Origin of the sequence: Paenibacillus sp. FSL R5-0744 (assembly GCF_037972555.1) — a bacterium.
GTDB lineage: Bacteria > Bacillota > Bacilli > Paenibacillales > Paenibacillaceae > Paenibacillus_AQ.
The window spans coordinates 5,888,801-5,901,748 of sequence record NZ_CP150228.1; the positions used below are offsets into that span (position 1 = coordinate 5,888,801).

Here is a 12,948-nt window from a genome sequence, read left to right on the forward strand (position 1 = left end):
CAAAAAAACCTAAATCACATTCATGCACGAGAGAGAAATCTCCCGTAAACATAAATGAAACTTAGGTTTTGCCTGCTATGCAGTAGCAATCCTGATATCCGATTAATTGTTACTTACAAATTAACATGTTCAATTCATGATGTCAACCGGCATACTAGAACAGGTTCTGCCCGTTGGATTCAATCACTTCTTTGTACCAGTGGAAGGACTTTTTCCGGAATCTCTCAAGAGTGCCCGAGCCATCGTCATGACGGTCCACATAAATGAAGCCATAACGTTTCTTTAGTTCGGCGCTCGTTGCGCTAACCAAGTCGATGCAGCCCCAGCTTGTATAGCCCATAACTTCTACCCCGTCTGCAATAGCTTCCGCGACCTGAACCAGATGATCTCGTAAATAATTGATCCGATAATCGTCGTTTATTACCTTTTCTCCATGCCCATCTACTACCAGCTGATCGACAGCACCAAGACCATTTTCCACGATAAACAGCGGCTTCTGATATCGGTCGTAGAACATATTCATAACATAACGCAAGCCCTGCGGATCGATCTGCCAGCCCCATTCGCTCGCTTCCAGATACGGATTCGCAACCCCACCTAACAGGTTACCTTCTCCTCTAATTTGCTTCTCCGGGTCGGCCGTTTCACAAGTGCTCATATAGTAACTGAACGATATGAAATCCACAGTATGCTTCAGAATCTCTTCGTCCCCTGGTTCAAAATGAATGTGAATCCCATTTTCTTTGAAGAACCGCTTCATATAGCCAGGGTAATACCCTCTAGCATGAACATCCGCAAAGAACATATTTTTGTGATCACTTTGCATTGCCTTGATCAAATCGTCCGGATGCGGAGTGAGCGGATAAATCGGCATGCTAAGCACCATACACCCTATTTGGAAGTCTGGATTAATCTCATGTCCGATCTTCACAGCCAGAGCACTTGCTACGAACTCATGGTGAATAGCTTGATACAGATCCTGCTTACTCAATTTCTCTAACGGCGTATTGATCCCGCCACTCATAAATGGGAACTCAAGAATGGAGTTAATCTCGTTAAAGGTCAGCCAATATTTAACCTTGTTCTTGTAACGATTATATATCGTTCTCACATAGCGCTCGTAAAAATCCACTATCTTACGGTTAACCCATCCATCATATTCTCTTGCCAGATGCAGCGGAGTCTCATAATGGGAGATAGTCACCAGTGGCTCGATGCCGTATTTATGACACTCATCGAATAGGTCGTCGTAAAACTGCAGACCTTTTTCATTGGGCTCCAGCTCGTCCCCTTTCGGAAAAATCCGGGACCAGGCAATAGACGTCCGGAACACTTTAAAGCCCATTTCCGCGAACAGCTTAATATCTTCTTTATATCGGTGATAGAAATCGATTCCCACCAGCTTCATATTATCGTCGGTAGGAACTTCTGTAGGCGCAGACTTAATCCCCTTCGGCATAACATCTTGGGTGGACCATCCTTTACCATCCTCCTGATACGCCCCTTCAAGCTGATTGGCTGCTACAGCACCGCCCCATAAGAATCCTTTTGGAAATTGCAATTCCATATTTTTTCCCGCCTTTGCTATTGTGATAGTATAGGATTACTGCTCTAATTCGAATCCTAAACCTTGGAACGCGTTACATGTCAAGTATTATTCATGCGAAGGAGAACAAACCGATGTCCACTCTTGACGAAATTGCTAAGCTATCGGGCTTTTCCAAAGCCACGGTGTCCCGCGTCCTGAACCAATCTCCTCATGTTAGCAAGGAGACTCGTGAGAAAATTCTCGCCATCATGAAAGAAACGGACTATGTTCCTAACCGAAATGCCATTTCTTTATCCAAAGGTCAAACACAACAAATCGGCATGATCACCATGGACCTAAACGAGCTTATTCTGAGTTTTATGAACAGCTTCGTCGAAATTTCAGGTCGTTACGGATACCAGACGATTATTTATACTACCGGCGGGGATAAGCAGAAGGAGCTTCAGGCTTTTGAAGATCTCAAAATGAAACGGGTCGACGCCCTGCTCATCCTGACCTCCGTAAACGAACAGAATGTTATCTCTTCTTACTGCAAATACGGACCCATCGTATCCTGGCAGCGTATGGACCATCCTGAAATACCGTCCGTTGCCATGAACCAATATGATGGATACACACTCGCTTTGGAGCATTTGATAGAGCGAGGGTATAAGCGCATCGCCAATGCTTTTGGCCGTCCCAGCAGCATTAATACCCACAGTAGACGCCTGGCCTATGAGCAAATCATGACCAAATATAATCTTCCCATTATGGAGAAATGGTATTACTCCACGATCTATGGAATCCGAGATGGAGAGCAATTGGTGCAGACCCTAATGGGACAACCTGATCAGCCGGATGCTATTCTGTGCGCCAATGATTTGGTTGCCGTAGGCGTCCTTAGCGAAGCACGCAGGCAGCAGTTTAATGTGCCCGGCGATCTGGCCATCGTTGGTTTTGATAATTCAGAGCTGTCGCGAACTCTTGGAATCACGACCATTCTGAATCCGATTGCGGGACAAGCGGAGAACGCTTTTCTACTGCTAGCTCCAGTGCTGCTTGAGCGGGATTTGGAGCTGCAGCCACTTTCGTTTACATTGGTGGAACGGGAGACTACTTAGTTTGCCCAACCACTAAAGATTTTGTCTTTAGTACTTTTATCAATTAGAATTATGGGGGAAAGCGGTCAAATCCGAAACCTATTGGAGTGAAACCATGATTAAGATCCTCGTTGTGGAAGACGATAAGCATGTCAGAAAGCTGATGAACGCGGTCCTGAAACGGGAAGGTTATGAAGTATTAACCGCCGAGAATGGAATCCAGGCACTGGAAGTTCTTGAAATCCAGCATATTGATCTAATTATTCTCGACATCATGATGCCGGGGATGGATGGTTATGAATTTGCCGAGGAGCTAAGGAATGCGAACAACATGATCCCGATCCTCATGGCCACGGCCAAACAGCTTCCAGAAGATAAGAAAAAAGGCTTTCGCCTCGGAACCGACGATTATATGACCAAACCTGTAGATACAGAAGAAATGCTGTTGAGAATACAAGCCCTACTGCGCCGCTCGCAGATTGTAAGCGCCCGTAAGCTTGTAGTCGGTAAAATTATTCTTGATTTTGATACGTTAACAGTAACTCGAGACAATGAAAAACAGATGCTTCCCCAGAAGGAATTCCATCTCCTTTATAAGCTTTTATCCTATCCGGAGCGCATTTTCACTCGAATCCAGCTGATGGACGAAATCTGGGGGATGGACAGCGAGACTACGGACACTACGGTTAATGTACATATCAACCGATTGCGGAAACGGTTTGAAAACTATCCGGAATTCGAACTTGTGTCCGTCCGCGGTCTCGGATACAAGGCGGTGAGAAAATGATCAAAAAGCTAAGCAGCAAAATCAGTCTGCCAATCTACTTCTCGCTTGCTGTATTCATTATTTTCCTCATTACAGTGTTAATCACCGGAATTCTGACCTACTTGTCCTTAGCCTTCGGCCTACTCGATGAGCGGATTCTTCAGGACAAAAAAATTCTCACCTTGATTATATTGATTGCCTGCATTATTATCGGCACCGTCACATCAGTAATTACCAGTCGCAGAATGCTGAAATCAATCCGCACATTTATTGATGCTATTGACCAACTGGCCGGAGGCGATTTCTCCATGCGTCTGCAGCTCAAGCACCCTCCGGAGTTCAAGATTCTTTCCGAGAATATTAACCGGATGGCCGAGGAACTGGGTGGCATTGAAATTCTGCGAACAGACTTTGTAAACAATTTCTCCCATGAATTCCGTACTCCGATTGTGTCGATTAAAGGGTTCGCTGAAATCCTGAAGGATGACGAGCTGAGTAAGGATGAACGGAATGAATATCTGGATATTGTTATCGAGGAATCTACCCGTCTGGCTACACTGGCCTCCAATGTATTGAACCTCTCCAAAGTGGAAGCACAGGCCATATTAACCGACCGGCAGCCCTTCAATGTCGGAGAACAAATTCGCCAATGTGTCCTGCTACTGCATACTAAACTTACGAAAAAGCATATTTCCTTCAAAGCCAACGTACAGGACTATATGGTACCTGGGAATAAAGAGATGCTGAACCAGGTCTGGCTGAATTTATTGGACAATGCGATTAAATTCACTCCCGAGCACGGCGAAATCGAAGTTACTATGAGGCAGTTGAAAGATCAGGTTGAAATTACGTTCCGTGATAATGGAGCAGGCATCAGTCCAAGTGCACTTCCCAAGGTCTTCGACAAGTTCTATCAGCAAGATACCTCTCACTCTACTGCCGGTAATGGCTTGGGGCTTACGATTGTCCGAAAAATCATTGAGCTGCACAGCGGAACCGTCACCTGCGCCAGTGTTCCAATGCAAGGAACCACTTTCACCGTGCTGCTCCCCGATTTTAAAAAGGTAACTAAAGAATTGGGGGTTACCAGTAAATGAGTGTACAATTCAAAAAACTGAGCGGCTTTAACCGGGGAATTCTCCTTGAATTATTGACAGATGCGTATTCATTTGATCGCAGATATGAACAAAGCTCTATTTCTGATTGGCAGGATTTTGACAACTTTTTCTTTGACCATTTACAAATTGCAGATAAATATGCTTTTATCACAACTGTAAATGATGAACCCATCGGATTTGTGGTGTGGGACCCGAGAAACATGCCTGAGTATGCAGAAATTGGGCATAATTGCATTGCTTCAAAACATAAAGGCAATGGCTATGGTAAAATCCAGCTTCAAGAGGCAATTAATAGAATCACCCAGAATGATGTAACAAAAATTATTGTAACCACGAATGACGATTTAAACCCTGCTCAACGGATGTACGAAAGTGTTGGATTCACAATGTATCAAAAAAGGAAAAGTGAAACTGGCGCAGACTTTATTGAAGAATTCATAGATTATGTGTATTTTTTATAAAATGCTAATGTGTTCACGTATATCTGCTCAAACAGAAGAGACCACCCCAAGCAGTCATTCTATGGCTTAAGGGACGGTCTCTTCTTTCTTTTCATAGCAAAAGTTAACTTTCAGTTTATCATTCTCCGTTAAGATCATAGCAACGATAATGCAAAGGAGTCATTCTTATGTTGAAATTACTCAAGAATCTGGAACCCAAAGAATGGTTCTTATTCGGTATCAGTCTCATGTTCATTATCGCTCAAGTCTGGCTGGATTTAGAACTGCCTGACTACATGAGTGATATTACCCGGCTGATCCAGACACCAGGGAGCGAAATGAATGAAATCCTTGTCGCAGGCGGTTGGATGCTGCTCTGTGCTCTTGGCAGTCTGGCGACCTCGGTTGTTGTAGCGGGCATTGCTGCAAGAATAGCAGCCGATTTGTCTGCAAGATTGCGTTCCAAATTGTTCGATAAGGTACAATCCTTTTCGATGGAGGAGATCAGTAACTTCTCAACAGCCAGTCTAATTACCCGTTCCACGAATGACATCACGCAAGTACAAATGCTGATTGTGATCGGCTTACAGCTACTTGTGAAAGCACCCATCCTCGCAGTGTGGGCGATACTCAAGATTTCGGGCAAAAGCTGGGAATGGACTCTTACGACAGGTGCCGCGGTCGCATTGCTAGTAGTTATTGTCGCAGTCTGTATCGTGCTCGTCCTGCCTAAATTTAAAAAGCTGCAGCTGCTTACAGATAATCTGAATCGTGTATCCAGAGAGAATCTTAACGGTCTTCGTGTCATCCGGGCTTATAATGCCGAGGAATATCAAGAACAGAAGTTCGCTGTAGCTAACAACGAGCTTACCAGTACCAACCTATTTGCCAACAATGTAATGACCCTATTGATGCCGAGTATTACTTTGATTATGAGTGGACTCAGTCTCTCCATCTATTGGGTGGGTGCAGTGCTCATTCAAGCAGCCGAGGGCACTGCCAAGATGGGCTTGTTCTCAGATATGATCGTATTCTCATCTTATGCCATGCAAGTGGTTATGGCCTTTATGATGCTGATTATGATCTTTATTCTACTGCCCCGTGCTCAAGTATCGGCTAAACGTATCAATGAAGTGCTAGAAACAGTACCTAGCTTGAAGAATGGATCAGTAACTCAATTCCCTGTGAAGCGAGAAGATGAGATTGAATTCAAGGGGGTTAGCTTCAAATATCCAGATGCAGAGGAATATGTATTGGAGAACATCAGCTTCACGGCGAAGCAGGGGGAGACGGTTGCTTTTATCGGATCTACAGGCTGCGGGAAAAGTACACTTGTTAACCTCATTCCCCGTTTCTATGATGCTACAGAAGGCGAAGTGCTGGTAAATGGTATCAATGTCAGAGAATACGACCAGCAAGCGCTGCGGAATAAAATGGGCTATGTCTCTCAGAAGGCTGTTCTATTTGGCGGAACAGTGTCCTCCAATATTGCATTTGGTGAGAACGGATCCGGTCAGGTCCTCAGTTCAGATATTGTAGATGCGGTGTACACTTCCCAATCCTCTGAATTTGTAGAAAAGCTAGAGGGGAACTATGATGCCCATATCGCCCAAGGCGGAACGAATCTGTCTGGCGGGCAAAAACAGCGGCTGTCGATTGCCAGAGCGATTGCCCGGCGTCCAGAAATATTAATCTTTGACGATTCTTTCTCCGCGCTTGACTATAAGACTGACCGCAAACTGCGCAGTGAGCTTAAGAAAGACGCGCATGATTCAACGATGCTGATCGTTGCACAGCGTATTGGTACGATTAAAGATGCCGACAAGATCATTGTGCTGGAAGCCGGACGAATCGCAGGCATGGGAACCCATGACGAACTAATGCAGTCCTGCGACGTCTATCAGGAAATTGCTTATTCTCAGCTTACAAAGGAGGAGCTTGCATAATGAAAACCAAAAATAAAGGCCAGAATACATGGAGCAAGCTGCTCCGCTACTGCCGTAAATATGTTCCGGTTATTGTGATTGCGCTAATCTGCGCGGCAGCTGGAACGGTGCTCACGTTATTCGGTCCGGACAAACTCTCCGAGATCACCGACAAAATTACAGCTGGTCTTGCCGGCAGCATCGATATGGACGGCATTACTACCATTGGTATTACCCTCGTCGTAATTTACGGCGTCGGTGCGTTGTTGTCACTCTCACAAGGCTTGATCATGTCGATTATTACCCAGAAGGTCTCGAAGAAATTAAGAACTGATCTGGCTCATAAAATGAACAAACTTCCAATCTCCTACTATAATAAATCGGCCACAGGTGATATTTTATCCCGGGTAACGAATGATGTAGATACCATCGGGCAATCGATGAATCAGAGTATTGGTAATGTCGTAACCGCCTTAGCTATGTTCGTCGGTTCGATCGTCATGATGCTGAAGACCAATGTAATTATGACCCTTACCGCTATCGTGGCAACGATCATCGGCTTTGGCCTTATGGTGGTCATTATGAAGAAATCGCAGAAATATTTTGCTAGCCAGCAGGAGTATTTAGGTAAAATCAACGGTCATGTCGAAGAAGTGTACACAGGACATAATGTAGTTAAAGCGTATAATGGCGAAGCGCAGATGCGCACTACCTTCCAGGAATTAAATCAGGGGCTGAAGAACAGCGCCTTTAAAGCGCAATTCCTCTCTGGGCTGATGCCACCCCTGATGGGCTTTATTGGTAATCTAGGATTCGTTGCCGTCTGTATCGTTGGAGGTGTACTCGCCATGAACGGTACGATTTCATTTGGGGTTATCGTCGCCTTCATTATGTATGTACGTTACTTTACCCAGCCGTTGTCCCAGATTGCCCAGGCCGCGCAGAGCCTGCAAGCTGCATCTGCAGCTGGCGGACGCGTGTTCGAATTTCTGGAGGCTGAGGAAATGGAAGACGAGAGCCACAAAGAGAACACACTGCCAACTGCTAAAGGTAAAGTAAAATTTGACCAAGTACAATTTGCGTATGAGACTTCAGAAAAACTGATTATCAATAACTTCTCGACAGATGTAAAACCTGGGCAAAAAGTGGCGATCGTTGGTCCTACCGGCGCAGGCAAAACTACGCTGGTCAATCTGCTCATCCGGTTCAACGAATTAACGGGCGGAGAAATCTACATCGATGATACGCCGATCAGCAGCCTTACGAGAAAGAACATTCATGATCTGTTCTGTATGGTCCTGCAGGATACCTGGCTGTTTGAGGGTACCATCAAAGAGAACCTGATTTACAATCAGCAGAACATTACAGACGAGAAGCTTATAGAGGCTTGCAAGTCCGTTGGCCTGCACCGCTTCATTAAATCCTTAAGTGACGGATACAACACCGTACTGAACGATAAAGTTAATCTGTCCGCCGGCCAAAAGCAGCAGATGACCATCGCCCGCGCGATGCTAAAGGATGCGCCGATGCTCATTCTTGATGAAGCTACAAGCTCGGTGGATACCCGTACAGAGCTGCTGATTCAACAGGCGATGGATAAGCTTATGGAAGGCAGAACCTCTTTCGTTATCGCACACCGACTCTCAACGATCAAGAATGCTGATGTGATTCTGGTCCTGAAGGACGGCGATATCTTGGAAAGCGGCAGCCACGCGGAATTGCTGTCTCAGAACGGATTCTATGCAGAGCTGTACAATAGCCAGTTTGAGCAGGCTTCTTAAAAACGACAAAAAAAACTGCAACTCAATCATGAGCTTGCAGTTTTTTATCGTCCGTTCCTTTTTAGAAGCAGCTTATGCCTCTCGCTGTCTCATTCCCTCAAACAGCAAAATCGTCGCCGCCATCGCCGCATTCAGCGATTCCGCACGGCCTGCCATCGGGATGATGATACTCTTATCCACGAGTCGAGCAGTTTCGGGCGAAATACCTTTACCCTCGCTGCCAATCAGAAGCCACTGACTGCCGTGAAAATCATGCTGATAGCAAGATTCTTCTCCTTGCAGCGAAGTACTTACCAGCAATGCCCCGCCTTCCCGTGCTTGTGGCAAAATCTCACTTAGATCTCCCTCCACCACCGGGAGATGGAACATCGAGCCCATCGTAGAACGGATGGTCTTAGGATTATAGAGGTCAGCACAGCCTTGTCCGAGGATCACTCCGTCTGCTCCCGCTGCATCCGCACTACGGATGATGGTGCCGACATTACCGGGGTCCTGGACACCGTCCAGGACAACCACCAGACTATCCTTCTTCGCTAGGATAGCCTCTACCGCCTGCTGTTCCTTCCGCACGATGGCGAACACCGGCTGCGGTGTATTAGTGCTGCTGCATTTCGAGATGATCGCCGCTGTTACGCCGATCACATCCATGCCCTGAACGGACTGAAGAAGCCCCTTGAGTTCAGCGGGCATTCCCTTGTCCAGGTCATAAGCAAGGCATTCCACATCTGCTTCAGCCAGCAGCGCTTCCTGTACCAGATGAACGCCTTCTACGATATATTTACGAGCCTTGTCACGGTGCTTTTTCTCCTGCAGCCCGGCCCACTCTTTAACCCGCGTATTTTGCGGAGACATGATTTCCATAAAGTCTTCCTTTCTTATGCCTTGCCATTTATTCTTGCTCTTATATTTTTTGCTCTTTATCTTTATTCTTCTTCACTTCTACTCCCCTATAAACCTGATGATTACGTTATGGAGAGGAAATTTGGAACTGTAGGAGCGTAGCGCTCGCCTTTGTCTCGGGATTTTATCCGCAGCAAGCGGTTCAAATCAAAAAATCTGGAGACAACAGCGACCGGAAGTCCAACTTTCCTCGGAATAACGTACTCTATCAGGACACTTACCTACTGATACGCGATCTCCAGCTTCGTCAGGTTATCTTTATGCCCAACGATTACAAGGATATCCCCATCGATCAAGCGATCCTCCGCGCGAGGGGAGATGTTCATCTCTTCACCTTGGCGAATAGCCATTACGTTACAGCCATATTTTGCACGGATATCGAGCTCTTGTAGATTTTTCCCGAGCATCGATCCGGATACTTTCATGTCCAAAATACTATAATCAGGCGACAGCTCGATATAATCTAATATATTAGGCGAAGCCAAATGATGCGCAACCCGCATTCCCATATCCCGTTCAGGATAAATCACCTTGTCTGCACCAATTTTTCCTAATACTTTGCCGTGCAGCTCACTTTTTGCTTTTGCGATAATTGCTGGTACACCAAGGTCCTTCAGGATTAAAGTTGTAAGAATACTTGCTTGAATGTCCTCTCCAATAGCCACAACCACCACATCAAAATTGCGAATACCAAGTGCGCGTAGCGCTTCTTCATCCGTTGAATCTGCAGATACGGCGTGTGTTACTATATTTGAAATCTCCTGTGTCCGCTGCTCGTCCGCATCAATCGCAAGTACGTCAAACCCCATACCGCTGAGTGCTCTCGCAACACTGGATCCGAAACGCCCCATGCCAATGATGGCATATTGTTTTTTGGCCATGTCTTATGTACCTCCCGTAGCATTTCTATATCTAAAACAGTATAGCATACACGAACAAAAACTTGAATTTCCAGCACCTATACAGGGTACATTAAAACGAAGTGAATATCACTATATTTCAAAAAGGAGGTACTTTATGCCGGTTACTATTGACTTACGCCAGGCGATTATTCATAAAGTGCATGGTCAATCTGAAGAAGATTTGCGGCATATGATCGAAGGCTCGGTAGACGGACCGGAAGCAGCACTCCCGGGACTTGGCGCCGTGTTCGAAATGATATGGAAGGACTTAGACACCGCTAAGCAAGATAATTTGGTTTCTATGCTCCATGATCACCTGGAGGCGATTACTCCCGGGAATATCACGTCATAGATAGCCGCAACTAGTCAAAAAACCTCCGCTTTCTCATTGTGCAATTGCACGCTGAAGGCGGAGGTTTTTATTAACAATCAGAAAGTTGTAGCTTCCTTACTATAGCAATGCTTTTGGAGCCATCTCTAGGAACGTAGCTGTCGGGTTCTTATCCATCGCTGTCCGCATAGCATATTCATTCTCGAACAACACGACAAAATTGCCCTTCTTATCTGTAACGAGCGTAGAGTTAATACGGAACTTACTCGCATCCGGTTTAGCCTCATCTACGATCCAACGCGCGAACTGGTATGGCATACGCTGCAACTGAACATCCACACCATATTCACCCTTCATGCGGTACTCGAACACTTCAAACTGCAGTTGTCCAACTACACCGAGCAGAATATCGTCAAAGTTAACCGTACGGAATACTTGAATCATACCCTCTTCAGTCAGCTGATCGACACCCTTTTGGAACTGCTTCGATTTCAAAGCATTTTTAATACTCACTTTAGCAAAAATCTCTGGTGAGAATGTTGGCAGCTCATCGAATTCCAAATCTCCGGCCTGACTCAGTGTATCTCCAATTCTAAAAATACCTGGATCAAACAACCCGATAATATCTCCCGGATAAGCTTCCTCTACGATATCACGGTCTTGCGCTAAGAATTGTTGCGGCTGGGCCAGCTTAATGTCCTTACCCGCACGTACATGCTTCACGCTCATACCTCGTTCGAACTTCCCGGACACAATACGCAGGAAAGCAATCCGGTCACGGTGAGCCGGGTTCATATTGGCTTGGATTTTGAACACATAGCCAGTAAACTTCTCGTTCATTGGTTCTACCAAACCTGTAGTACTACGGCGTGGTTCAGGCTTCGGTGCCAGATCCAAGAAATTATCGAGGAAAGTCTGTACGCCGAAATTGTTGATTGCACTACCAAAGAACACAGGTGTGAGTTCACCACTTAGTACTTTTTCATAGTCAAAAGCATCGCCTGCTACATCCAGCAGCTCCAGATCCTGACACAGTTGATCATGCAGATATTCCCCAGCCATCTCACGAATGATTGGATCACGATATCCGTCAACCTTTTGCACCTTGATTACGGAGTGATCGTCACCTTGGAACAGCTCCACCTGATTCTTCATACGGTCATATACGCCGCATAGCTCACGTCCACTACCAATCGGCCAGTTCATAGGCACAGAGCGAATACCCAGTACCTGCTCCAGCTCTTCCATTAGATCAAACGGACTGCGTCCTTCACGGTCCAGCTTATTGATAAAAGTAAAGATTGGAATCCCACGTTTAGCACATACCTGAAACAGCTTGGTCGTTTGGGTTTCCACACCTTTTGCCACGTCGATAAGCATGACCGCACTATCCGCTGCTGTTAGTGTACGGTAGGTGTCCTCACTAAAGTCTTGGTGACCCGGTGTATCCAAAATATTCACGCGGTGATTCAAATAATCAAATTGCATCACAGAGGAAGTAACAGAAATCCCCCGTTGCTTTTCAATTTCCATCCAGTCACTCGTTGCATGCTTGTTCGCCTTACGGGCCTTAACCGTTCCCGCCAGACGGATAGCACCACCGAATAACAGTAGTTTTTCCGTTAAAGTTGTTTTACCCGCATCCGGGTGGGAAATGATCGCAAAGGTTCTGCGTCTGTCCACTTCCTTTTGCAGCTTCTGATCTATTGCTTTGTTCATTACACATATCCCTTCATATATAAAATTCCTGCTTCTGCTTCAATTACACTGGGGTTATCTTCAAATCGGTGCTCTGCTCATCGTTCATACCCCTTCATTTCTGAATGAATAGCTATCTTAGGTCTAGCTCCAGTCCGCTTCAAGTGAAAGCATCCTCTAAAGTATATCAAAATCCGGCAGACATTATCTACTAAAAAGCTATTGCAGCAAAATATCATCCCAAATCAGGTCTATATGCTGTTCACCAGTTCCCGTAGCTCAACAAGAAAAACGCCTGACTGCGTCCTTATTGCACTTATTCCCTAATAACAAGCCCATTCCCGGGTGATTCAGGGCAGATAACAGCATTAGCTCGTTTACGTTACTGCCGGCACATTATATTCGGTTTTTCGCATACAATCGGCTCGTTTACGTTACCGGCGGCACATTATATTCGGT

The 12,948-nt window shown here is 45.7% G+C and carries 11 protein-coding genes; 7 read left to right on the top strand and 4 right to left on the bottom strand.

Features of this window, described 5'->3' with window-relative positions; all coding sequences use genetic code 11:
• Nucleotides 1-154: 154 nt before the first annotated feature.
• Entirely contained in the window at nt 155-1,567 is a 1,413-nt protein-coding gene (ascB, locus tag MKY19_RS25925) for a 6-phospho-beta-glucosidase (RefSeq protein WP_339798568.1), read from the bottom strand.
• A 113-nt stretch (nt 1,568-1,680) separates the two neighbouring features.
• On the opposite strand from ascB, the gene MKY19_RS25930 reads away from it, so the two are divergent.
• From MKY19_RS25930 to MKY19_RS25955, 6 genes are all read left to right on the top strand, one after another.
• On the top strand, nt 1,681-2,649 hold the full coding sequence (locus MKY19_RS25930) for a LacI family DNA-binding transcriptional regulator (protein WP_339804511.1): 969 nt from the start codon (nt 1,681-1,683) through the stop codon (nt 2,647-2,649).
• A 94-nt stretch (nt 2,650-2,743) separates the two neighbouring features.
• On the top strand, nt 2,744-3,415 hold the full coding sequence (locus MKY19_RS25935) for a response regulator transcription factor (protein ID WP_076285307.1): 672 nt from the start codon (nt 2,744-2,746) through the stop codon (nt 3,413-3,415).
• The gene (locus MKY19_RS25940; protein ID WP_339798570.1) at nt 3,412-4,491 is read left to right on the top strand and encodes a HAMP domain-containing sensor histidine kinase; all 1,080 of its coding nucleotides are present in this window, start codon (nt 3,412-3,414) and stop codon (nt 4,489-4,491) included. Before MKY19_RS25935 ends, MKY19_RS25940 begins: the two co-directional genes overlap by 4 nt.
• A complete protein-coding gene (locus MKY19_RS25945) occupies nt 4,488-4,973 on the top strand; it encodes a GNAT family N-acetyltransferase (RefSeq protein WP_339798572.1) in 486 nt (161 codons plus the stop codon). The genes MKY19_RS25940 and MKY19_RS25945 overlap by 4 nt, the downstream gene beginning before the upstream one ends.
• A 167-nt stretch (nt 4,974-5,140) precedes the next feature.
• Nucleotides 5,141-6,898 carry an ABC transporter ATP-binding protein gene (locus MKY19_RS25950; RefSeq protein WP_339798574.1) on the top strand — a complete coding sequence of 586 codons (1,758 nt, stop codon included), beginning with the start codon at nt 5,141-5,143 and terminating at the stop codon, nt 6,896-6,898.
• The gene (locus tag MKY19_RS25955; RefSeq protein WP_339267149.1) at nt 6,898-8,658 is read left to right on the top strand and encodes an ABC transporter ATP-binding protein; all 1,761 of its coding nucleotides are present in this window, start codon (nt 6,898-6,900) and stop codon (nt 8,656-8,658) included. Before MKY19_RS25950 ends, MKY19_RS25955 begins: the two co-directional genes overlap by 1 nt.
• A 72-nt stretch (nt 8,659-8,730) precedes the next feature.
• On the opposite strand, the gene MKY19_RS25960 is transcribed toward MKY19_RS25955, so the two are convergent.
• Both MKY19_RS25960 and MKY19_RS25965 read right to left on the bottom strand, forming a co-directional pair.
• Complete coding sequence (locus MKY19_RS25960) at nt 8,731-9,519, bottom strand: RNA methyltransferase (RefSeq protein WP_339267151.1); 789 nt, start codon at nt 9,517-9,519, stop codon at nt 8,731-8,733.
• A gap of 260 nt (nt 9,520-9,779) precedes the next feature.
• Nucleotides 9,780-10,439 carry a TrkA family potassium uptake protein gene (locus MKY19_RS25965; protein ID WP_076285312.1) on the bottom strand — a complete coding sequence of 220 codons (660 nt, stop codon included), beginning with the start codon at nt 10,437-10,439 and terminating at the stop codon, nt 9,780-9,782.
• A 136-nt stretch (nt 10,440-10,575) separates the two neighbouring features.
• Here MKY19_RS25965 and MKY19_RS25970 point away from each other — a divergent pair, with 136 nt between their 5' ends.
• On the top strand, nt 10,576-10,812 hold the full coding sequence (locus tag MKY19_RS25970; protein WP_339798576.1) for a small acid-soluble spore protein SspI: 237 nt from the start codon (nt 10,576-10,578) through the stop codon (nt 10,810-10,812).
• A 99-nt stretch (nt 10,813-10,911) separates the two neighbouring features.
• Here MKY19_RS25970 and MKY19_RS25975 read toward each other — a convergent pair whose 3' ends face one another.
• Complete coding sequence (locus MKY19_RS25975) at nt 10,912-12,510, bottom strand: peptide chain release factor 3 (RefSeq protein ID WP_042191749.1); 1,599 nt, start codon at nt 12,508-12,510, stop codon at nt 10,912-10,914.
• Nucleotides 12,511-12,948 lie beyond the last annotated feature (438 nt).

Bases quoted from the DNA above. Each gene is read 5' to 3' on its own strand.
- MKY19_RS25950 (WP_339798574.1), top strand. From the start codon at position 5,141: ATGTTGAAATTACTCAAGAATCTGGAACCCAAAGAATGGTTCTTATTC.
- MKY19_RS25975 (WP_042191749.1), bottom strand. From the start codon at position 12,510: ATGAACAAAGCAATAGATCAGAAGCTGCAAAAGGAAGTGGACAGACGC.
- MKY19_RS25960 (WP_339267151.1), bottom strand. From the start codon at position 9,519: ATGGAAATCATGTCTCCGCAAAATACGCGGGTTAAAGAGTGGGCCGGG.
- MKY19_RS25930 (WP_339804511.1), top strand. From the start codon at position 1,681: ATGTCCACTCTTGACGAAATTGCTAAGCTATCGGGCTTTTCCAAAGCC.
- MKY19_RS25945 (WP_339798572.1), top strand. From the start codon at position 4,488: ATGAGTGTACAATTCAAAAAACTGAGCGGCTTTAACCGGGGAATTCTC.
- MKY19_RS25935 (WP_076285307.1), top strand. From the start codon at position 2,744: ATGATTAAGATCCTCGTTGTGGAAGACGATAAGCATGTCAGAAAGCTG.
- MKY19_RS25965 (WP_076285312.1), bottom strand. From the start codon at position 10,439: ATGGCCAAAAAACAATATGCCATCATTGGCATGGGGCGTTTCGGATCC.
- MKY19_RS25940 (WP_339798570.1), top strand. From the start codon at position 3,412: ATGATCAAAAAGCTAAGCAGCAAAATCAGTCTGCCAATCTACTTCTCG.
- MKY19_RS25970 (WP_339798576.1), top strand. From the start codon at position 10,576: ATGCCGGTTACTATTGACTTACGCCAGGCGATTATTCATAAAGTGCAT.
- ascB (WP_339798568.1), bottom strand. From the start codon at position 1,567: ATGGAATTGCAATTTCCAAAAGGATTCTTATGGGGCGGTGCTGTAGCA.
- MKY19_RS25955 (WP_339267149.1), top strand. From the start codon at position 6,898: ATGAAAACCAAAAATAAAGGCCAGAATACATGGAGCAAGCTGCTCCGC.